A 19428-nucleotide genomic window follows, 5' to 3' on the forward strand; every position below is an offset into this window, starting at 1 on the left:
TAACTGGTAACTCTTACAGGTTGGGCGGCGCAAAGACGCCATTTAGGACGTGGTAACGGTTTCTTGATCGACGGGATTGAAAAACCGGGCGCTTTTGCTTATAAAGAGCGCCAGCATCTTGGAAATTGTCAGATGAATGCGCAGCCGGTTGTCACTGGAGCGTCGGACCGGCATGATAGGCGTCGTTGCGACCGAGCAGGGCCGACGCGACCGCGGCGTGCCAGTCGATGCAGGCGAGCCGCGCGACGAGCGCGGCGGCCGTGCGGAACATGCCGATGTCGGCACCCGTGGCGTCGACGGCCATTACGTTGCTGCGGACGTCGCCGCCGGTGATGACGAACGTGCCCGTTGCGCGTTCGAGGTACCAGTCCCAGCCGACCGTCACGTAAGGGACGCCGGCACGGGCCGTGCGCTGCCATTCGGTATAGCCGGCGAGGCGTGCGTCGATCGCGTTGTCGCGCAGTTCCGCGAGCAGCGATGTATCGAGGCCGCTTGTGACATGATCGAGTGCAAGCGCGGCCAGTGCGCCTTCTGACAGGCGCACGTAGCCGTCCGGGGACGGGCCGGGGACCGGGTGCAGCAAAGGTGAAGTCATGCGCGGAATGTATCAGCCTCGAACTGGAGCTGGCACCTGACAAGTATGACAGCGTGACGTTGTCGGAGAACGAATGGAACTGCGCTGGCAGGATGCCTATCAACAATTCAGCGCCGCGGAAGACGAGCAGCAGCTCTTCCAGCGGATCGCCGCCTATTCCAGACGGCTGGGATTCGAATATTGCTGTTACGGCATTCGCGTGCCGCTGCCGGTGTCGAAACCGTCGGTCGCGATCTTCGATACCTATCCGGATGGCTGGATGGCGCACTACCAGGCGCGGAACTACATCGAGATCGATTCGACGGTGCGCGACGGCGCGCACAGCACCAACATGATCGTCTGGCCGGATGTCGACCGGATCGATTCGAACCCGCTGTGGCAGGACGCGCGCGAATTCGGGCTGTCGGTGGGTGTCGCGCAGTCGAGCTGGGCGGCCCGCGGTGCGTTCGGGCTGCTGAGCATCGCGCGCCACGCCGACCGGCTCACGCCGGCCGAGATCAATATGCTGACGCTGCAGACGAACTGGCTCGCGAACCTGTCGCATTCGCTGATGAGCCGCTTCATGGTGCCGAAGCTGTCGCCCGCGGCGGGCGTCACGCTGACCGCGCGCGAGCGCGAGGTGCTGTGCTGGACCGCCGAAGGCAAGACCGCATGCGAAATCGGCCAGATCCTCAGCATCTCGGAGCGGACGGTCAACTTCCACGTCAACAACATCCTCGAGAAGCTCGGCGCGACGAACAAGGTCCAGGCGGTCGTCAAGGCGATCTCGGCCGGGCTCATCGAGGCACCCTGACGCGAGCGAGGGCGGCGACGCCGAATCCGGCAGCCGCCATGCCGCTCACTCCATCAACGGCTCCGCTTCCTTCGCGGTCCAGCTCACGCTGGAAATGCTCTTCTCCATGCTCATCCGGCTCGCGATCTGCTCGAGCTTCTGCTGATCCTTCGGATGCAGCTTCAGCGTCGCGGTCACTTTCAGCCGGTCAGGCTGGTCGGGCACGTCCTCGCTCGTCAGGCTCTGGAACGACAGCGGCTTCGCGTACATCGAGTTCGACAGCAGCGTGCGGATGTGCACTTCGTCGGCGGCGAGGCAGATCACGGTGATCTGGTATTCGCGCACGAGATCGGCGTTCGACACGGGCGTTGCGTTGATCGCCTGGCTGACGCCGCGCAGCACGGTGTTGGTGAGCAGCACGACGCCCGTGCCGGCGAGCGCGGGCACGTAATGGCCGGAGCCGGACAGCACGCCGACGGCGGCTGAACACCACAGCGTCGCGGCCGTGTTGATGCCCTGGATCGAGCCCTTGTCGCGCATGATCACACCGCCGCCGAGAAAGCCGACGCCCGACACGACGTACGCGGCGATCTGCGTGACGCCCGCGACGCCGTTGCCGGTCAGCACGCCGAGCGTGACGAACAGGCACGCGCCGCTCGCGACGAGCGTGATCGTGCGCAGGCCGGCCGTGCGCTGACGCATCTGGCGCTCGAGGCCGATGGCGACGCCGCAGGCGAACGCGGTGAAAAGACGGAGTGCGAAATCGAAAGTCATGGTTGTCCTGCCGTGCAAGGCGCGCATAGCGGCTCGCATCGCCGTGGCGCAATGCCGAAGGCGACGCGAGGATAGCCGTCATCGCGCGGTACTGTACCGTGCGTATGCGTCATTCAGTGTGAAACGGTAGGCGTGCGGGCTCGCGGAACGCGAGCCGGGGCAGGAGAACTGCGTCGGACAGGCGTTCAGGCGGCAAGCGGCGCACGCAACGGAGTGCTGCAACTGTCCACGATGGTTCCTGAAGGAAGAATGGGCGGCATTCTAGTGGGCGGCGTGCGCATGCGTCAACCGCCTGGCGGCGGTCGCGCTACTGCGCGGAGCCGATCGTCCCTGTCGCGAGCGCGAGCGCGGCAGCCGCCGACAGCGCGCCGGCGTAGCTGTCGACCTCCGCATTCCGCGCCGCGAGCAGCTGGCTTTGCGCGATCGTCGCATCGGTGACCGAGCCGACGCCGTTCCGGTACGCGGTCAGCGCCGCATCGTAGCTCGTCTGCGCGGCATCGACGAGCGCGGTCGCGGCGTCGTGCGACGCGAGGCTCGTCTGCACCGCGTTCTGCGCGGCGACGACCTGGCGGACGGCTTCCTCCTTGGTCCGCGTGAGGCGCGCGGATGCGCTTTGCGCGTCGTTGCGCGCCTGCATCAGCACGGCCGAACGCAGGCCGCCGTCGTACAGCGGGATCGTCACGCCGAGGAACACGCCGCCGCCGTAGCGGCTGCCGTTCAGGTTGACGGTCGGCGCCTGGTCGCCGATCGCGGGCAGCGCTGAGATGGCCGTGCCGCCGCTCGCATACGACGTCGAAGCGGACAGGAATATCTTCGGCATGAACGCGGCTTCGGCGGCCTTGATCTTCGCGCGATTGGCTTTTTCGAGCGCAAACGCGCCCTGCAGGTCGGGGCGGCGCGCGATCGCGTCCGACACGATCGCGTCGACCGACGAACCGAGCGCGGGCGGCAGCGGCCGTTTCGGCAGCGCGGCGATCGTCGGTTTCGACAGCGGCGAGATGCCGAGCGCGGACACGAGGGCGAGGTAGCTGTCGCTCTCCGTGCCGCTCGCCTGTACGAGCGCGAGGTTCGCCTGCGCACGGTTCTGCGTCGCCTGCGCGAGCTCGACGACCGTGCCGACGCCATGCTTGAGCCGCGCGCGGGACGCCGCGAGGATCGCGTCCGCGTTCGCGAGGCCCTGCTGCGCGCTGAGTGCGCGCGAGCGCGCGGCCTCGTACCGGTAGTACGCGACGGTCACGTCGTGAATCACTTGCTGGTGCACGGCCGTGAACGCGACGTTCGATGCGATCGACGCCTGTTCGGCCGCTTCCACGCGCGCCGCGCGTCCGCCGAAATCGAACAGCAGCCATTGCAGCGACAGCGCCGAGATCGTGCCGTGCACGGTCGTGTCGCTCGACGAGTCGCCGAGTACCGTCGACGTCGAGCCGTGGCTCGCCTGGTACGCGCCCATGGCCGTCGCGGACAGCTTCGGCAGGTAGGCGGCTTTCGCGATGCCGACCGCGAGCGCCGCATTGCGCGCGTCGTTCCATGCGATGCGCGTCAGCGGGTTCGCCGATTCGGCGAGGTCGATCAGCTCGGGCAGCGTGTACGCATGCGCGGAATCGAGCGCGGCAGGCGGCGCTACCGACGCGAGCGCGGGCGTGGCCGGCAGCGTGTAGTCGTGCGCGCCTTGCGCGGTCGCGCGCGGCGGTGCGGGCACGACGTCGCCCGCGGCCGAGGTCTGCGGCTGCCACGGGCGGTCGGACGCCTCCGGCGCCAGATCGATCGACGACGTCGCGCAGCCGGCCAGCGCGACGGCGGTCGCGAGGGCGGTGGCGGCGATCGAGGCGGCCGGCGGTTCAGGTAGGCGCATGGGGGGCAGGCTCCTTCGGTGTGGCTTGACGGGCGGCGTCGGCGATGTGCGCGAGCCGCGTGTCGATCAGGTTCAGCAGCGCGTCGCGTGCGGGGTCGGTGGGGGCGACATTCGGCGGTGGGGCTGGCGGCGCGGGGGAATCCGCGCGAGGCGCGGCTTCGTCGTCGTGCAGGTCGACCACGCGTGCGAGCCGCGCGCCGATCGCCGCGTCGCCCGGTGCGCGCTCGGCGAGCAGGAACAGCGGGCCTTCGAGCGCGCCGAGTTCCGCGAGTGCGCGCCGCCGTGCGGCGAGCCACGTGGCGGCCGGCCGCACCCACGACGGTTCGTAATGGATCAGGCCGAGCTCCTGCGAGATCGCGCCGTGGCGTGCGAACGCTTCGGCGGCCAGCGCGCGCCGCTCGGCCCGCTGAGCGATCTGCGCGACGCGCCGCCACTGGTCGAGCAGCGCGGCGAGCGCCGCGTCGATCTGCTTGCCGATGCTGACGGGCCAGATGCGCGTAAACACGAGATACACGACTACGTTGCCGAGCAGGATGCCGATCGTGCGATCGCGCGCGAGCGTCAGGTCGAAGCCGGGGCCCGCGCCCTGGATCACGCACAGGAAGAACGCGAATGCGACCTGGAAGCCCGCGTAGGCGATGCGCGGCGACCCGAACGCGACCCACGCGGCGAGCCATGCGCCGGCGAACACGAGCGCCATCAGCTCGCCGATCGACGACAGCGACGGCACGACGAATACGAGCGCGGCGGTGCCGAGCAGCGCGCCGACGATGCAGCCGGCGATGCGCAGCGTGAGCTTCTCGACCGTCTCGGCCGTCGAGCCGAGCGACACCATGTAGCAGGTGATGAAGCAGGTATGGATGCCCGACCAGTCGAGCTGCGAGTACAGCAGGTAGCAGAACATCGCCGCCGCCGTCGTCTTCAGCGCATAGCGGATGTGGTCGGGATTGGTGCGCGCGTCGGGCAGGAAGAAGCCGCCGCCGGGGGCGGGCGGTGCGGCGGGTTCGGCAGGCGTGTCGGCGGCGTGCGCGTGGGCCGTGTCGGCCGAAGCATCGGCCTCGGCCGGTTCCGCGAAGTGCGTGATCGCCGTGTGCAGATCCGTCGCGACGACGCGCGCGAGCGGTGGCAGCGCTTCGGCTGCCGGTAGCGCGAGCGTCACGTCGACCGGATAACCGCCGCGTTCGAGGATGGCGGCCATCTCGTCGAGCGTCGTCGCGATCGGCTCGACAAACGCGTCGGGCAGCCGCGCATCGGGTTCGCGGTCGGCGAGCGCGACCGCGACGAGCAGCGCGGTGCTCGATGCGATGGCCTGCCGCAGTGCGACGACGTCGGCGGCCGCCGACGAGCCTTCGAGCTTCGACAGCTTGAGCCACGTGAGCAACTGCTTGTCGCCTTCGCGCAGGCTCGCGTCGAACGCGGCGCGAGCATCGCCGCTGTCATCGCCGCGCAGCCGTCGCGCGGCGAGCCGCAGCCGTTTCGCGAGCTGCGCGTGCACGAGCTTGCGCGGCGACGGTGCGATCAGCAGGTTGACGACGATCGCGACACCGACCGGGATCGCGACCATCAGCCATGCATAGAGCAGCGCGCGTGTCGCGGCTTCGCCGAACGGCGCCAGTCCGAGCTGGTCGAGCCCGAAGCCGACGATCATCGCGAGGATCGCGCCGACGGGGCGCAGCTTGCTGGCGGATGTCAGGTAGAGCAGGCCGATCGACATCACGGTCATGCAGGCGACCCGCAGGATCGAATAGTCGATGCTGAAGATCGCGACGCCCATCACGAGCGCGATCACGACCGTGACGAGCAGCAGCATCGCGACCGCAAGCACGACGCTCGTCACGCGGTCGGCACGGTTCAGGAAGAACACGACATACGCGGAGATTGCGGCTTCCGGCGTGCCGTAGCCGCTCGTCACGAGCACGACCAGCGCGCAGATCAGCGCGACGCGCACGGCCATCGCCGTGCGCCCCGGAAACGGTGCCAGCAGCCGCAGGACTTCGCGCGGGCCCGGCGAGCGGACGTCAGCGGCAGGCAGTGCCATGCCGGACCTCGACGATCGCGCTGGCGCCGACGCGCACGAGCTTGCCGTCGGGTTCGTCGAGCTTCACGCGCACGGGGAAGCGCTGCGCGACGTGTACCCAGTTCACCGAGTTCTGCACGATCGGCAGCGAGCGCGGCAGGTTGATGCGAGCACTGTCCGCGATGCCCGCGCCGATGCCGACGACCTTGCCCGTCATCGGGCGGCTGCGGTCGATCATCGAATAGACGGTCGCGCAGTCTCCGACCTCGATGCGATTCAGCAACGTTTCGCGGAAATTGCCGACGGCGAACCATTCGCTTGCGTCGATCAGCGTGAAGATCGACTGGTTCGGCGCGAGGGTCTCGCCGGCGAGCACGGTCAAGCCTGTCACGAGCCCGTTGTGCGGCGCGCGCACGACCGTATCGTCGAGCGCGTGCTGCGCGCGGGCCAGCGCGGCCTCGCGCGCATGCAGCGTCGCGATCGCGTCGGCTTCGTCGCCGATCGTCTGTGTGGACGCGCGTTGCTGTTCCTGCGCCTGCGCGAGCGACACGGCCGCGTCGCGCTGGCGGACCTTCGCCTGGTCGAACTGCTGCGCGCTGACGTAGCCCTGCGCGGCGAGCGGCGCGAGCCGGTTCACGTCGCGCGTCGCAAGGTCGGCGTTCTGCGTCGCGCGCTTGACCTGCTCGGCGGCGACCGACGCGTTCGAGCGTTCGCCGATCAGCGAACGGCGGCGCGTGTCGAGCGATGCGCGCGCGAGCTCGAGGTCGGCTTGCGCCTGCGCAACCGTCAGCCGGTACGGTACGGGATCGATTTCGTACAGCAGGTCGCCTTTCGCGACGCGCTGGTTTTCATGCACCGCGAGCCGCACGATGCGCCCGCCGACAGGCGACGCGACATGCACGACGTCCGCGTCGATCGACGCGTCGTCGGTGGACGGGTAGGCCGTCGTGCGGTGGTATGCGTACGCGAGCGCCGCGATGCCGAGCGCGACGATCGCGAGCGCGATCACGCGGCCTTTCATGGAGGGGCGGGCGGTTCCGGCGGCCTTCATGCGAACGGCCCCGTGCCGGTGAGCCATACGAGCACGGCGATCACGAGCCCGATCGCGGTGCAGACGGCAAGCTGGTAAGGGACCGTGGCGGCCCAGCCGGTCGCGACGAACACGCGGTGCGCAACGATCGCGCCGACGATGCCGACGATCGCGCTGACGAGCCAGAGCGGGAAATACGCGCCGAACAGCACGTACGACGGTGCGCCGCGCGATGCGCAGCCCGCGAGCGGCAGGGCTGGCGTCAGGACGGCGGCGACGCGCAGGGGCGCGCGCGGCGTTGTTTTTCTCATGGTGTGACGAGCTCGACGATGGGGGTGGATGCCGGGCGCGGCGCAATGCGGTTCGTCGCCGCGACGACGATTCCGAGATACGGGGCCGATAATAAAGCAGCGCGATGCGGACCGCCAGCCGTCCGTCTCCAGGGGGGCGGCACGGGCCACGGCCGGTCGCGGTCGCGCTGGCGGCGGTGCCGGCCCGTCCGGCATCGCATTTCGGCGGCGGGGCGGCCGGATCGCCGTGATTCTGCCAGCGCAAGCTCGTGTAGGGTTGCTAACGGACTGTAAAGGATGGTCAGATGAAAGAGGGTTGGCGAAATTTACCGCGCTGATGCGGCGGAATCGGCGTGGAAACGGCCGATCACCGCACGAAGCCGCGCGAGCCACCACCGGCGGCCGCGACCGGTCGTCGCGGCCGGGATCTGTGTACCATCGTGCGTATGGCGCGAAGCGCGGCACGGGGCGTCACGGCCCCGTGCGACGCGCGTCGCGGAAGCCGTATCGCAACGAAGGTGAGCGCTCCATGCGAAGTTTCTTTGTCCGGTTCATTGCAATCGGCGTGCTGTTCCATCTGTATGTCGGGATGCGGATCATTCCCGCCGCGTTCGCGTCGCCGGTCGCGCGCACGATCGCGGCGCTCCTGCTGGCGAGCTTCGTCGTGCTGATCCCGGTCGGCATGTTCTCGCGCCGCTTCGACGAAGGCTGGGCCGCGACGCTGGCAGGCTGGACCGGTGCGCTCGTGATGGGTTTCTTTTCGTCGCTGCTGGTGTTGACGTTCCTGCGCGAGTTCGTGCTGCTCGGCGTGTTCGCGTGGCGGCAGCTCGGGCACGACGGCGCGTGGAGCGGCGCCGCGGCCGACACGGCGCTCGGCGTGCTGGCGGCCGCGGTGCTCGTCACCGCGATCGGGTTTGCGGGCGCGCGCCGCACGGCGGCGGTCAAGCGCGTGTCGATTCCGGTCGCCGGGCTGCCGGCCGCGCTCGACGGGCTGACGATCGTGCAACTGTCCGACATCCACGTCGGGCCGACGATCAAGCGGCCCTATATCGAACGGATCGTGCGCGCGGTCAATGCGCTCGATGCGGACCTCGTCGTCGTGACGGGCGACGTGGTCGACGGTTCGGTCAAGCGCCTGCGCGAACACACCGCGCCGCTCGGCCGCATGCAGTCGCGACACGGCAGCTTTCTCGTGACGGGCAATCACGAGTATTACGCGGGCGCGCATGAGTGGATCGACGAATTCCGGCGCATCGGGCTGACGGTGCTGCTGAACGAGCACGTGCTGATCGAGCACGACGGCGCGCGTGCGGTGCTCGCCGGCGTGACCGACTTCACGGCGGGCGGGTTCGATCCCGCGCATCGGAGCGACCCCGAGCAGGCGCTGGCGGGCGCGCCGCGCGACGTCGGCACGAAGATCCTGCTCGCGCACCAGCCGCGCAGCGCGGAAGCGGCGAACCGCGCGGGTTTTACCGTGCAACTGTCGGGGCACACGCACGGCGGCCAGTTCCTGCCGTGGCCGCCGTTCGTGCGGATGCAGCAGCCGGTGATCGGCGGGCTGAGCCGCTTCGGCGATCTGTGGCTCTATACGAGCCGCGGCACCGGATACTGGGGGCCGCCGAACCGGTTCGGCGTGCCGTCCGAGATCACGCTGATCCGGCTGACGCGCGGCGGCTAGCGAGCCCCGTCATTCGATGCGGGCGATTTCGTCGAAGTCGAAGCGCGGGCTGCGCGGGAACAGGCCGGCCGGATCGCCGTAGCCGAGATTCACGAGGAAGTTGCTCTTGATCGCGGTGCCCGCGAAGAATTCGGCATCGACCTTCGCGCCGTCGAAGCCCGACATCGGGCCCGCATCGAGGCCGAGCGCGCGTGCGGCGAGGATCAGGTACGCGCCTTGCAGCGACGAGTTGCGGAACGCGGTGGCCTCGATCAGCGCATCGTTGCCGGCGAACCAGCTGCGTGCGTCGGCGTGCGGGAACAGGCGCGGCAGGTGATCGAGGAACGCGAAATCCATCGCGACGATCACGGTGACGGGCGCGGCCATCGTCTTCGCGAGATTGCCTGCGGACAACGCGGGCTTCAGGCGCGCCTTCGCTTCGGGCGACTTGACGAACACGAAGCGCGCGGGGCTCGAGTTCGCCGACGTCGGGCCGAATTTCGTCAGGTCGATGAGCCGGTGCAGCGTCGTGTCGTCGACGGGCTTGTCCTGCCACGCGTTGTGCGTGCGCGCGGTGAGGAACAGTTGATCGAGGGCGGAATCGGAGAGCGTCGTCATGATGGGATCCGGAAAGAACACGGCCGGGGCGCGCCGGCAGGCATGGCGGAAGAAAGCCGGCGCCCCGCGGCAGGGCGCCGCGACACGCCGCGATGATAGCGTGATGCGCGAACGCGCATCGCGGTGCGCGGCGGTTTCGTTTCATCGGCCCTTTCATCGGCGAATCACAGCGCATGGCGGCGCGCGGCGCCGTTGGCTAGTATGCAGACATGCGCTGTTCGTCCCGTTCATCGCCCGTTTCTTTCCGACATGTCGACGCCCGATCTTTTCTCTGACACGCCCGTGCCCGACGTGGACTGGTACCCGGACTGGCTCGCGCAACCCGACGCCGACCGCGCGCTGGCCGCGCTGATCGGCGAGGTCGCGTGGCGGCAGGACACGATCCGCACGCCGCGCGGCCGCATTCCGTTGCCGAGGCTCACGGCGTGGCAGGGCGAGCCCGACGCCGTTTACGTGTATTCGGGGATCCGCAACGTGCCGGCGCCGTGGACGCCGGCCGTGCTCGACCTGAAGCACGCGGTCGAGGCGACATGCGGTGCGCGATTCAACAGCGTGCTGCTCAATCGCTACCGCAACGGGCAGGACAGCCTCGGCTGGCACGCGGACAACGAGCCAGAACTCGGCGATGCGCCGGTGATCGCGTCGGTGAGCCTCGGTGCAATGCGCGTGTTCGATCTTCGCCATCGCGCGACCGGCGTCACGCATGCGTATCGCCTCGTGCACGGCAGCCTGCTGGTGATGCGTGGACGCACGCAGTCCGAGTGGCAGCATCGCGTGCCGAAGGCGCCGAGCGTGGAGGGCGAGCGCGTCAACCTGACATTCCGGCGTGTGATGCCGGCCGGTACGGGCCGGTAGCGGCAGGCTGTCACAGCGGTGCCCGGGTGGCCGGGAGATTCCCGCCCCATTTTTGTGACCCACGAACGACCGATGCACGCAATCGGCCGCACGTGCGGCACGTTGCCGCATGAGCGTTGTACCGTGCTGCCTGAAGCGGCTTTGAGGCCCGTCCCATATGGGTTTCAGGAATATTCGATCGACCGGCCGGTTCCGATAGATGAGTGAAACCTCTGATGGTGCGTCGCAACAATCATTGACTAGACTGTCGAATGGCTGAAACGCGCCGCATACCGGCGCGACCCTTTCGACATGCCCCGTGCGTTGCCGATGCAACGCGCAAGGGGGCAGGAGCTTAACGCGTGACCGTACTCGACCCTTCCTTCGAACCCTCGCTGCACGTCTTCGAACAAGACGGCGGATGGCAATGGGCGCTGACGGTGAAGCGGGCGACCGGCGTCGGGGTGAAAGTCGTCGCATTCAGTCGGGAAGGCTTTCGCGGCGAAGCCGAGGCGTACGCCGCCGGCCAGCTTGCCCGCGCCGAGTATGACGCCGCCGTGACGGCCTGACGCCGTCGCGTCGATCCCGCCCGAGGATCGACTTACCGTTCATCGCCCGCTGCCGGACGGTTCCTTCCGATCGTTTTCCCGTTTCCCGCCCGCCGCGAGGTGCGCATCACGCGACACCGCGCGCGGTGCGCCAGCGCGTCTGCCTGAGCGCGCCCGCCGCGCCAAATGGTCCGTACCATTCGACACGCGCGTGCCATACGCCGCGCTTAACGTCCTTGCACAGTGCCCGTCGCGTCGGCGATGCGGCCCGCGCCGCGGTTCGCGCCGCCGGGGACCGGGCGACGATTCATCGACAAGAACGCAGGTCATGTGCGACGACTACACCGACTACAACCGCGATGCGCGCGGCGGATCGCGCACGGCGCGTTCGCCGGAGCGGGGATTCACGTTGATCGAGGTGCTGATCGCGCTGGCGATCGTGGCGGTCGCGCTCGGCGCCGTGATGCGCGCGATCGGTGCGCTCGCATCCGATACCGATACGGCACGCATGCGCCTGCTCGCGTTATGGAGTGCCGACAACGCGCTCGGCGAGATCCGCATCGCGTCGACCTGGCCATCCGTCGGGTCGAACACGTTTGCCTGCCCGCAGGGCCGTTACCGGTTCGTGTGCCGCCAGTCGGTGGCCGAGCTGCCGAGCCCGCTCGTGCGTCGCGTGACAGTGAGCGTCTATCCGTCCGCGTCGAGCCGCAACGTGCTCGCCGAAGTCGTCACGGTGATCCAGAATGAAGCGCGTCGCTGAGCCGCGCGCGGCGGTGCGCGCGCGCGGCTTCACGCTGATCGAAATGCTGGTCGCGATCGCGTTGCTCGCCGTGATCGCGCTGCTGTCGTGGCGCGGCCTCGACGCGACGATCCGCGGCCGCGACGATATCGCGTCGAATCTGGCGCAAACGCGTCTGCTCGGCCGCTATTTCTCCCAGCTGCAGTTCGACCTGATGAGCCTGGTGACAGCCGACGAAGTGTTCGGGCCGCCGCTGCGCATCCGCCCGAATGAACTGGTGATGGTGCGCCATCTCGGTGTCGGCGGCGGGCCGACGCAGATGCAGGTCGTGCGCTACCAGCTCAACGGGCGCGAGCTCGCGCGCAGCGCGTCGCAGCCGCTCCCGTCGCTGGCCGAGGTCGACGACGCGCTGCATCACATGGATGCGTTCGCGCGGGTGGTGGCCAGCAACGACGCGCGGTCGATGCAGCTTGCCGTGTGGATTCAGCCGGGCGGATGGACGACGAGCCAGACCGTCATCGAGCAGGCTTACGCGCAGTTTCTTGCCCAGCACGGCATCAGCAACATCACGTCGCTCGGGATGCCGCTGCCGCGCGGGGTGCGCTTCACGGTCACGATGGGCTCGCCGGCGGTGGAATACGTGCGGACGATTCCGATCGGACAGTGACGGCGGCGCGTGCCGCCCCGGCCCGAAGCGTGTTCCGTCCCCCGGGCAAAAAGGTCCGTAACTTTCGTCATACGTCTGTTATTGGCCGTCCGTTAGTCTCGTGGCGAGCATGACCGCCGCGACCGGTTCCATTGGCCGGTTCAGCGGCGGCATCGACAAACGGGAAGGGGGCGAACGTGACGGTCGAGCACCGGCATGATGCATACGCGGGCGCGTCGGGGAGCGACGCGCGCGGGCAACGGCAATCGGCGGCGATCCTGAGCCGCGCACAAAACTGGCACAGCGCCGGACGGTTCGACGACGCTGCGCGCGAATATCTCGCCGTGCTCGCGAAGGAGCCGGACAATCCCCACGCGCTGCACCTGTATGGCGTACTGCAGTTCCAGCGCGGCGCGGCGGACGACGCTGAAGCGTTGCTGCGCCAGTCGATCGCGATCGCACCCGGCACGCGCGCGCTGTCGGACCTCGGCGCGATCGCAGGCGAGCGCGGCCGCGTCGACGAGGCGCTCGAGCACTTCACTGCCGCGCTGCGCGCGACGCCCGACGACGTGCAGACGCTCGTGCGTCACGGCAATACGCTGATCGGGCTGCGCCGCTACGACGACGCACTCGCATCGTTCGACCGCGCGCTCGCGGTGTCGCCGCTCGTGCTCGATGCGCTCTGCAATCGCGGCAGCGCGTTGCGTGCGCTGGGCCGCTTCGACGAGGCGCTCGACACCTACGATCGCGCGCTGATGGTCGATCCGCGTTCGTTCGAATCGTGGTTCAACCACGGCCTCGTGCTGCGCGAACTGCAGCGGCCGGCCGATGCGCTGCAGTGCTTCGATCGCGCCAACGCGATCCGGCCCGGCGTCGCCGCGATCATGGCCGAGCGCGGCCGCACGCTGATCGAGCTTGATCGGCCGGGCGAAGCGCTCGCCGCCTTCAACGAAGCGATCGCGTCAAATCCCGCGCGCATCGACGTGCTCTACAACAGCGCGGTGGCGCTCGAACGGCTCGGTCGCGCCGACGAATCGCTCGACCGCTGCGAGCGCGTGCTGATGCTCGATCCGGAGCATGTCCGCGCTCATGCGACCCGTGGCAATGCGTTGCTGCAGCTCAAGCGCTACGACGAAGCGCTGGCCGGTTATGCGCGCGCGCTGGCGCTCGATCCGCACGCGGCGGAGACGTTGTGCAACCGCGGCACCGCATTACGTTATCTGAAACGTTACGACGACGCGCTGGCCAGCTACGACGCCGCGCTCGCGTGCGACGCGCGGTTCGCCGAGGCGTGGACCAACCGCAGCAGCGTGTTGCAGGACCTGCGCCGCTACGACGAAGCGATGGCGTCGCTCGACCGCGCGCTCATGCTGCGCCCCGATCACGCGACGAACTGGCTCAATCGAGGCAACCTGCATTTCGAAACCGCACGCACGGACGACGCGCTCGCCGCGTACGACCGCGCGATCGCGCTGCGTCCCGACTACGCCGAAGCGCATTTCGCGCGCGCATCGCTGTATCTGGTCGAAGGCGATTTCGCGCGCGGCTGGCCCGAATACGAATGGCGGCTGCGCGATGCGCAGCTTGCGCGGCACTATCGGCCGTTCACGCAGCCGGCGTGGCAGGGCGACACGCCGCTCGACGGCAGGACCGTGCTGATTCACGCGGAACAGGGTTTCGGCGACACGCTGCAATTTTGCCGCTATGTGCCGCTGGTGGCCGCGCGCGGCGCACGCGTCGTGTTCGAGGTACAGCCGCCGCTGCGCGCGCTGATGGCGTCGTTGCCCGGTGCGGCCGACGTGATCGCGCGCGGCGAGCTGCTGCCCGCATTCGACTGCCAGGCGCCGCTGTTGAGCCTGCCGCATGCGTTTCGCACCGACGCAGCCACCATCCCGCGCACCGGCCCCTACCTGCATGCGGACCCGTGGCGCATGCGTCGGTGGCAGGCACTGCTGGGCGAACGGCGCCGGCCGCGGATCGGGCTCGCATGGGCCGGCAATCCCGAGCACCGCAACGATCACAACCGGTCGATCGACTTCTCGCGGCTCGCGCCGCTGTTCGATCTCGACATCGACTGGATCAGCCTGCAAAAGCCCGTGCGCGAACGCGACGAGGCGCGGCTCGCAACTGCGCCGGTTCGCCGCGTCGACGACGAGCTCGGCGACTTCGCGGATACGGCCGCACTGATCGGCGCACTGGATCTCGTGATCGCGGTCGATTCGGCGGTCGCGCATCTGGCGGGCGCGCTGGGTCATCCGGTCTGGGTGCTGCTGCCCGATCCGCCTGAGTGGCGCTGGATGCGTACGCGCGGCGACAGCCCGTGGTATCCGTCCGCGCGGCTGTTCCGGCAGCCGGCGCCGGGGGACTGGACGGGCGCGATCGATGCGGTGCATGCCGCGCTCGAGCCGATGACACGTTAGACACGACACGCGACACGAACAGCGACCAGTGGGAGCCACACGATGACACCGAACGGGGAAGGGACGACATTCGCGAGCGCGCCGGTCGCGCCGGATCGCCGTCCGCCCGACGCCGCGCAGCTCGAACGGCTGCTCCTGCGCGCACGCAGGGCGCACCACGAGGGCGCGCTGCAGCATGCGGAGAACGCGTATGCCGAATTGCTGACGCTCGATCCCGAGCATCCGGAGGCGCTTCACCTGCTCGGCGCGGTGCGCTTCCAGCAGGGGCGGCTCGACGATGCCGAGCCGCTGATGCGGCGCTCGGTCGAGCGCCGGCCGGTGCCGCTCGCGCTCGCGAACTATGCGGCGGTGCTGGCCGGACTCGGACGGGAGCACGATGCGCTCGCGCGCCTCGACGAGGCGCTCGCGATCAATCCCGTCCATCAGCGCGTATTGTTTCAGCGCGCCGGGCTGCTCGCGCAACTCGCGCGGCACGACGACGCACGCACGGTCTACGATCGCCTGCTCGAACTGACGCCCGGCTTCGCCGACGGCTATGTGAAGCGCAGCGACATGCTGCGCGCACTCGGCCGCCATGACGAAGCGCTCGCCGACTGCGACCGGTCGATCGCGCTCGCCGGGCGTTCGTTCGACGCGATGCGCGCGCGCGGTCTCGCGCTGCGCGAACTCGGCCGTTTCCGCGATGCGGTCGACAGCTATGGCCACGCGCTCGCGCAGACGCCGGGCAGCGCCGAAGTGCTGTTCTTGCGCGGCGTCGCGTATCTGGACCTGCACGATCCGGAACGCGCGCTCGCGGATTTCAATGCGGCGATCGCGACGAGCCCGACCTTCGTCGATGCGATCTTCAACAGCTCGATCGCGCTGGAGCAGCTCGGCCGGCACGACGAGGCGCTCGGACGCTGCGACCGCGTGCTCGCGATCGATCCGCGCCATGCGCGGGCGCTCGCGAACCGCGGCAACGCGGCCAGCCACCTGGAGCGCTACCGTGACGCGGTCGACAGCTACGCGCGCGCGCTCGATGCGGAACCGCACAGTACCGGCGTGCTGTGCAACTACGCGAGCGCGCTGATGCGCGTCGAACGTCACGACGATGCACGCCACATGTGCGACCGCGCGCTTGCACTCGATGCAGGTTTCGTACCCGCCTGGTTCACACGCGGTCGCGTGCAGCTCGAAACGCATCGCTACGAGGCCGCGCTCGACGATTTCGCGCGCGTGATCGACGCGACGCCGCGCGACAAGCTCGCGCACTTTCACATGGGCAACGCGCTGCGCGCGCTGCGGCGCCACGACGCCGCGCGGCAAGCGTATGCGGAGGCGATCGAACTCGATCCCGACTACGTGCTCGCGCACTGCATGCGCGCGTTCCTGTGCCTGTCGATCGGCGATTTCGAAGCGGGCTGGGCCGAGTACGAATGGCGCTGGCGCGACACGCAGCTCGACGCGAGCCGGCGCACGTTTGCGCAGCCGCGCTGGACCCGCGGGATGCCGCTCGACGGGCAGACGATCCTGCTATATCCGGAACAGGGGCTCGGCGACACGCTGCAGTTCTGCCGTTACGTGCCGCTCGTGAAAGCGCTCGGTGCACGCGTCGTGCTCGAGGCGCCGGTCGAGCTGAAGGCGCTGTTCACGACGCTCGACGGCGTCGACACGCTGGTCGCGCGCGGCGAGCCGCTGCCGCCGTTCGACCTGCATTGCCCGCTGCTGAGCCTGCCGCTAGAGTTCCGTACGGACCTGGCGTCGATTCCGGCGGGCGTGCCGTATCTCGCCGCCGATCCGGCACGCGTCGCGCGCTGGCGCGAACGGCTCGGCGCATCGACACGGCCGCGTATCGGCCTCGTGTGGTCCGGCAACCCGCTACACCTGAACGACCGTAACCGCTCGATGACGCTCGCGGATCTGCTGCCGCTGTTCGACGACCGCTACGAGTGGATCAGCCTGCAGAAGGTGGTGCGCGACGAGGATCTGCCGGTGCTCGACGCGAGCGCGGTCCGCTTCGTCGGCGACGATCTGGCGGACTTCGCCGACACGGCGGCGCTGACCGCGCTGATGGACGGCGTCGTCAGCGTCGATACGTCCGTCGCGCACCTCGCCGGCGCGCTCGGCCGGCCGCTGGCGCTGATGATTCCGCATACGCCCGATTTCCGCTGGCTGCTGGAGCGGGACGACAGCCCGTGGTATCCGTCCGCGCGATTGTTCCGCCAGCCCGAGGGCGGGCAGTGGGCGCCTGTCGTCGAGCGGATCGCGGCCGAGTTGCCGACGCTCGTTGGTGGGGGCGCGCGGTGAGTGCGCACCGTGAGGCTGCGCCGTTCGCCGGATTCGGTGTCGGCGCCGTGCCGTTGAGCGCGGTGCTCGCCGATGCGCTACGCAATGCGCGCACGCGTCTCGAACAGCGCGACTTCGCGGGGGCCGGGCGGCTCTACGAAGGCGTGCTGACGATGGCGCCCGACCACGTCGAGGCATTGCACCTGCTCGGCCTCGTGTACCTGAAGCTCGGTGATCCCATGCGGGCGGAGCCGCTGATTGCGCGGTCGATGCGGTTCGGGCTGAACCAGCCGTGGAATCTCGCGAACCACGCGGCGGCGCTGACCGGCGTCGGTCGTCATCGCGACGCGCTCGCGGTTGCCGACCGCGCGCTCGCGGCAGATCCGGACCATGCACCGTCGAATGCGGCGCGCGGCGACGCGCTGCTCGCGCTCGGACAATACGACGCAGCGCTCGCGGCCTACGATCGCGCGCTGGTGCGCGAGCCGGCCCGCGCCGCGGCGTGGTGCAAGCGAGGCGAGACGCTGAGGCGGCTCGAGCGGCCCGCCGATGCGCTGATCAGCATCGAGCGCGCGCTGCGGATCGATGAGAACGATCCGGCCGCGCATACCGAACGAGGGCATGCGTTGCGCGCGCTCGGTCATCGCGAGCAGGCGCTGCACAGCTATCAGCTTGCGATGGTCGTGCGCGGCAAGACGCCCGATCTCGTCTATGCGTGCGGCGTGGCGATGACCGAACTCGGCCGTCCGGCCGATGCGCTCGCGTGCCTCGACGAGGGGCTCGCGCGGCTGCCGAACGACGAACAACTGCTGTACGCGAGTTGCGTCGCGCTGGATCTGCTGCATGCCCGCGACGAATTGCTGAAACGCTGCGACCGGCTGCTGGCGTTGAATCGCGGCAACGTCGCGGCATGGGTCGGACGCGGCAATGCGCTGCTGGGGCTCGAACGCTACGACGAAGCCGCGCACGCGTATCGCGAAGCGCTGGCGCGCAAGCCCGACGATATCGACGCGCGACGCAACCGCGCGGCCGCACTGCGTGCGCTCGGCCGGTTCGACGACGCGCTCGCCGATTACGACGCGGCGCTCGCGCTGACGGGCCCGCATGTCGAGCTGCATTACAACCGTGCACTCGCGCTACAGCAGCTCGGCCGCTACGACGAAGCGCTCGCGAGCCACGCGGCGGCGGCGGCCGCGCCGGCGGACGTCGCGCAGGCATTGTTTACCCGTGCGCTCGCGCGCCAGCACCTGGGCGACTACGACGTGGCGCTGGCCGATTATGCCGACGCGTGCCGGCGCGATCCGCACCACGGCGCCGCGCGCCGGTCGGAGGCGTTCTGCCGGCTGCTGATGGGCGATTTCGACGCGGGCTGGCGGCAGCACGAGACGCGCTGGGACGCGGCCGACGTGATGCTGCACCGGCGTCATGCCGACCGGCCGCTTTGGACCGGCGACGAACCGCTCGCGGGCCGCACGCTGCTGCTGCACGCGGAACAGGGTTACGGCGACACACTGCAGTTCTGCCGTTACGCGAGCCTCGCGCACGACCTCGGCGCGACCGTGATCGTCGAAGCGCCGGCCGCGCTCGGCGAGTTGCTCGGCACGCTGCGCGGCGTGAGCCGGATCGTCACCGACGGGCAGCCGACGCCGGCGTTCGATCTGCAGTGTCCGCTGATGAGCCTGCCGTACGCGTTCCGCACGACGCTCGACACGGTGCCGGCCGACGTGCCGTACCTGCATGCCGATGCGCTTCGGCGCGCTGCGTGGGCGCAGCGTCTCGACGCACTTGCGCCGCCGGGCCGGCTGCGGGTCGGGCTCGCGTGGTCCGGCAATCCGCGTCACGCAAACGACGAGAACCGCTCGATACCGTTCGCCGCGCTCGCGCCGCTCGTCGCCGCGCACGATGCGACGTGCGTGAGTTTGCAACCGCAGGTGCGTGCGCGCGACGCCGACGCGTTCGCCGCGAGCGGCGTGCTGTCGTTCGCGGATGCGTTGACGGATTTCGCCGAAACGGCCGCGCTGGTCGACACGCTGGATCTCGTGATCGGCGTCGATACGTCGGTCGCGCATCTGGCCGGCGCGCTCGGGCGGCCCGTATGGGTGCTGCTGCCGCTGGTGCCGGACTGGCGCTGGCTGCTCGAGCGCGACGACAGCCCGTGGTATCCGGCCGCGACGCTGTTCCGGCAGATGCGGCCCGGCGACTGGCCGGCGGTGATCGGCCGGGTGGCCGAAGCGCTCGGCGGGGTGCGCCGCGCGGACCCCGAACGGGCGTGACCGGCCTTCCATGACAAAAGCTACGGACCTTTTCGCGGCGGCCGGAATGATCCGTAACAGTCGCCACGCCGCTGCCATTCGCGCTTCGTATGGTCTCC

The 19428-nt window shown here is 69.4% G+C and carries 16 protein-coding genes; 9 read left to right on the forward strand and 7 right to left on the reverse strand.

Translation table 11 applies throughout. The features are described from left to right. Positions 1-151: 151 nt before the first annotated feature. Positions 152-595 carry a DUF4902 domain-containing protein gene (locus tag ACNQQL_RS16680; RefSeq protein ID WP_347064777.1) on the reverse strand — a complete coding sequence of 148 codons (444 nt, stop codon included), beginning with the start codon at positions 593-595 and terminating at the stop codon, positions 152-154. Between the two features lie 73 nt (positions 596-668). Between ACNQQL_RS16680 and ACNQQL_RS16685 the strand changes: the two genes are divergently transcribed. Continuing rightward, positions 669-1388 carry an autoinducer binding domain-containing protein gene (locus ACNQQL_RS16685; protein WP_072442490.1) on the forward strand — a complete coding sequence of 240 codons (720 nt, stop codon included), beginning with the start codon at positions 669-671 and terminating at the stop codon, positions 1386-1388. Positions 1389-1433: 45 nt separating this feature from the next. On the opposite strand, the gene ACNQQL_RS16690 is transcribed toward ACNQQL_RS16685, so the two are convergent. The 5 genes from ACNQQL_RS16690 to ACNQQL_RS16710 all read right to left on the reverse strand — a co-directional run bounded on the left by ACNQQL_RS16690 (position 1434) and on the right by ACNQQL_RS16710 (position 7351). Next, complete coding sequence (locus ACNQQL_RS16690; RefSeq protein WP_010089673.1) at positions 1434-2141, reverse strand: MgtC/SapB family protein; 708 nt, start codon at positions 2139-2141, stop codon at positions 1434-1436. 307 nt (positions 2142-2448) lie between these two features. Then, positions 2449-3993, reverse strand: a complete 1545-nt coding sequence (locus ACNQQL_RS16695) for a TolC family protein (protein WP_347064778.1) — start codon at positions 3991-3993, stop codon at positions 2449-2451. Continuing rightward, positions 3980-6031 (reverse strand): FUSC family protein, encoded by a 2052-nt coding sequence (locus ACNQQL_RS16700; protein ID WP_347064779.1) that lies wholly within the window; start codon positions 6029-6031, stop codon positions 3980-3982. Before ACNQQL_RS16700 ends, ACNQQL_RS16695 begins: the two co-directional genes overlap by 14 nt. Beyond that, complete coding sequence (gene mdtN, locus ACNQQL_RS16705; protein WP_347064780.1) at positions 6012-7061, reverse strand: multidrug transporter subunit MdtN; 1050 nt, start codon at positions 7059-7061, stop codon at positions 6012-6014. Before mdtN ends, ACNQQL_RS16700 begins: the two co-directional genes overlap by 20 nt. After that, positions 7058-7351, reverse strand: a complete 294-nt coding sequence (locus ACNQQL_RS16710; RefSeq protein ID WP_072442498.1) for a hypothetical protein — start codon at positions 7349-7351, stop codon at positions 7058-7060. The genes mdtN and ACNQQL_RS16710 overlap by 4 nt, the downstream gene beginning before the upstream one ends. A gap of 508 nt (positions 7352-7859) precedes the next feature. On the opposite strand from ACNQQL_RS16710, the gene ACNQQL_RS16715 reads away from it, so the two are divergent. Continuing rightward, positions 7860-9008, forward strand: a complete 1149-nt coding sequence (locus tag ACNQQL_RS16715; protein ID WP_347064781.1) for a metallophosphoesterase — start codon at positions 7860-7862, stop codon at positions 9006-9008. Between the two features lie 9 nt (positions 9009-9017). Here the strand turns inward: ACNQQL_RS16715 and ACNQQL_RS16720 are convergent, their stop codons facing one another. Beyond that, positions 9018-9605 carry a malonic semialdehyde reductase gene (locus ACNQQL_RS16720; RefSeq protein WP_072443405.1) on the reverse strand — a complete coding sequence of 196 codons (588 nt, stop codon included), beginning with the start codon at positions 9603-9605 and terminating at the stop codon, positions 9018-9020. A 249-nt stretch (positions 9606-9854) separates the two neighbouring features. On the opposite strand from ACNQQL_RS16720, the gene ACNQQL_RS16725 reads away from it, so the two are divergent. The 7 genes from ACNQQL_RS16725 (at position 9855) to ACNQQL_RS16755 (ending at position 19330) form a co-directional block, all read left to right on the forward strand. Continuing rightward, complete coding sequence (locus ACNQQL_RS16725; RefSeq protein ID WP_347064782.1) at positions 9855-10460, forward strand: alpha-ketoglutarate-dependent dioxygenase AlkB family protein; 606 nt, start codon at positions 9855-9857, stop codon at positions 10458-10460. A 341-nt stretch (positions 10461-10801) separates the two neighbouring features. Further along, a complete protein-coding gene (locus tag ACNQQL_RS16730) occupies positions 10802-11008 on the forward strand; it encodes a hypothetical protein (RefSeq protein ID WP_034180396.1) in 207 nt (68 codons plus the stop codon). A 307-nt stretch (positions 11009-11315) separates the two neighbouring features. Beyond that, the gene (gene gspI, locus ACNQQL_RS16735) at positions 11316-11747 is read left to right on the forward strand and encodes a type II secretion system minor pseudopilin GspI (protein WP_347064783.1); all 432 of its coding nucleotides are present in this window, start codon (positions 11316-11318) and stop codon (positions 11745-11747) included. Then, positions 11731-12393, forward strand: coding sequence for a PulJ/GspJ family protein (locus ACNQQL_RS16740; protein ID WP_347064784.1), 663 nt, complete (start codon positions 11731-11733; stop codon positions 12391-12393). The genes gspI and ACNQQL_RS16740 overlap by 17 nt, the downstream gene beginning before the upstream one ends. Before the next feature lie 176 nt (positions 12394-12569). Next, positions 12570-14792, forward strand: coding sequence for a tetratricopeptide repeat protein (locus ACNQQL_RS16745; protein WP_347064785.1), 2223 nt, complete (start codon positions 12570-12572; stop codon positions 14790-14792). Positions 14793-14834: 42 nt separating this feature from the next. Further along, on the forward strand, positions 14835-17078 hold the full coding sequence (locus ACNQQL_RS16750) for a tetratricopeptide repeat protein (RefSeq protein ID WP_347064786.1): 2244 nt from the start codon (positions 14835-14837) through the stop codon (positions 17076-17078). Continuing rightward, positions 17075-19330: a tetratricopeptide repeat protein gene (locus tag ACNQQL_RS16755; protein ID WP_416392622.1), complete on the forward strand. Its 2256-nt coding sequence runs from the start codon at positions 17075-17077 to the stop codon at positions 19328-19330. Before ACNQQL_RS16750 ends, ACNQQL_RS16755 begins: the two co-directional genes overlap by 4 nt. The last annotated feature ends 98 nt before the right edge of the window (positions 19331-19428 follow it).

This window comes from Burkholderia sp. LFS061 (genome assembly GCF_047978125.1).
Classification (GTDB): Bacteria; Pseudomonadota; Gammaproteobacteria; order Burkholderiales; family Burkholderiaceae; genus Burkholderia; species Burkholderia pyrrocinia_C.

Excerpts from the sequence above, each read along its gene's own strand:
- ACNQQL_RS16680 (WP_347064777.1), bottom strand. The coding sequence starts at position 595 with ATGACTTCACCTTTGCTGCACCCGGTCCCCGGCCCGTCCCCGGACGGC.
- ACNQQL_RS16685 (WP_072442490.1), top strand. The coding sequence starts at position 669 with ATGGAACTGCGCTGGCAGGATGCCTATCAACAATTCAGCGCCGCGGAA.
- ACNQQL_RS16690 (WP_010089673.1), bottom strand. The coding sequence starts at position 2,141 with ATGACTTTCGATTTCGCACTCCGTCTTTTCACCGCGTTCGCCTGCGGC.
- ACNQQL_RS16695 (WP_347064778.1), bottom strand. The coding sequence starts at position 3,993 with ATGCGCCTACCTGAACCGCCGGCCGCCTCGATCGCCGCCACCGCCCTC.
- ACNQQL_RS16700 (WP_347064779.1), bottom strand. The coding sequence starts at position 6,031 with ATGGCACTGCCTGCCGCTGACGTCCGCTCGCCGGGCCCGCGCGAAGTC.
- mdtN (WP_347064780.1), bottom strand. The coding sequence starts at position 7,061 with ATGAAGGCCGCCGGAACCGCCCGCCCCTCCATGAAAGGCCGCGTGATC.
- ACNQQL_RS16710 (WP_072442498.1), bottom strand. The coding sequence starts at position 7,351 with ATGAGAAAAACAACGCCGCGCGCGCCCCTGCGCGTCGCCGCCGTCCTG.
- ACNQQL_RS16715 (WP_347064781.1), top strand. The coding sequence starts at position 7,860 with ATGCGAAGTTTCTTTGTCCGGTTCATTGCAATCGGCGTGCTGTTCCAT.
- ACNQQL_RS16720 (WP_072443405.1), bottom strand. The coding sequence starts at position 9,605 with ATGACGACGCTCTCCGATTCCGCCCTCGATCAACTGTTCCTCACCGCG.
- ACNQQL_RS16725 (WP_347064782.1), top strand. The coding sequence starts at position 9,855 with ATGTCGACGCCCGATCTTTTCTCTGACACGCCCGTGCCCGACGTGGAC.
- gspI (WP_347064783.1), top strand. The coding sequence starts at position 11,316 with ATGTGCGACGACTACACCGACTACAACCGCGATGCGCGCGGCGGATCG.
- ACNQQL_RS16740 (WP_347064784.1), top strand. The coding sequence starts at position 11,731 with ATGAAGCGCGTCGCTGAGCCGCGCGCGGCGGTGCGCGCGCGCGGCTTC.
- ACNQQL_RS16750 (WP_347064786.1), top strand. The coding sequence starts at position 14,835 with ATGACACCGAACGGGGAAGGGACGACATTCGCGAGCGCGCCGGTCGCG.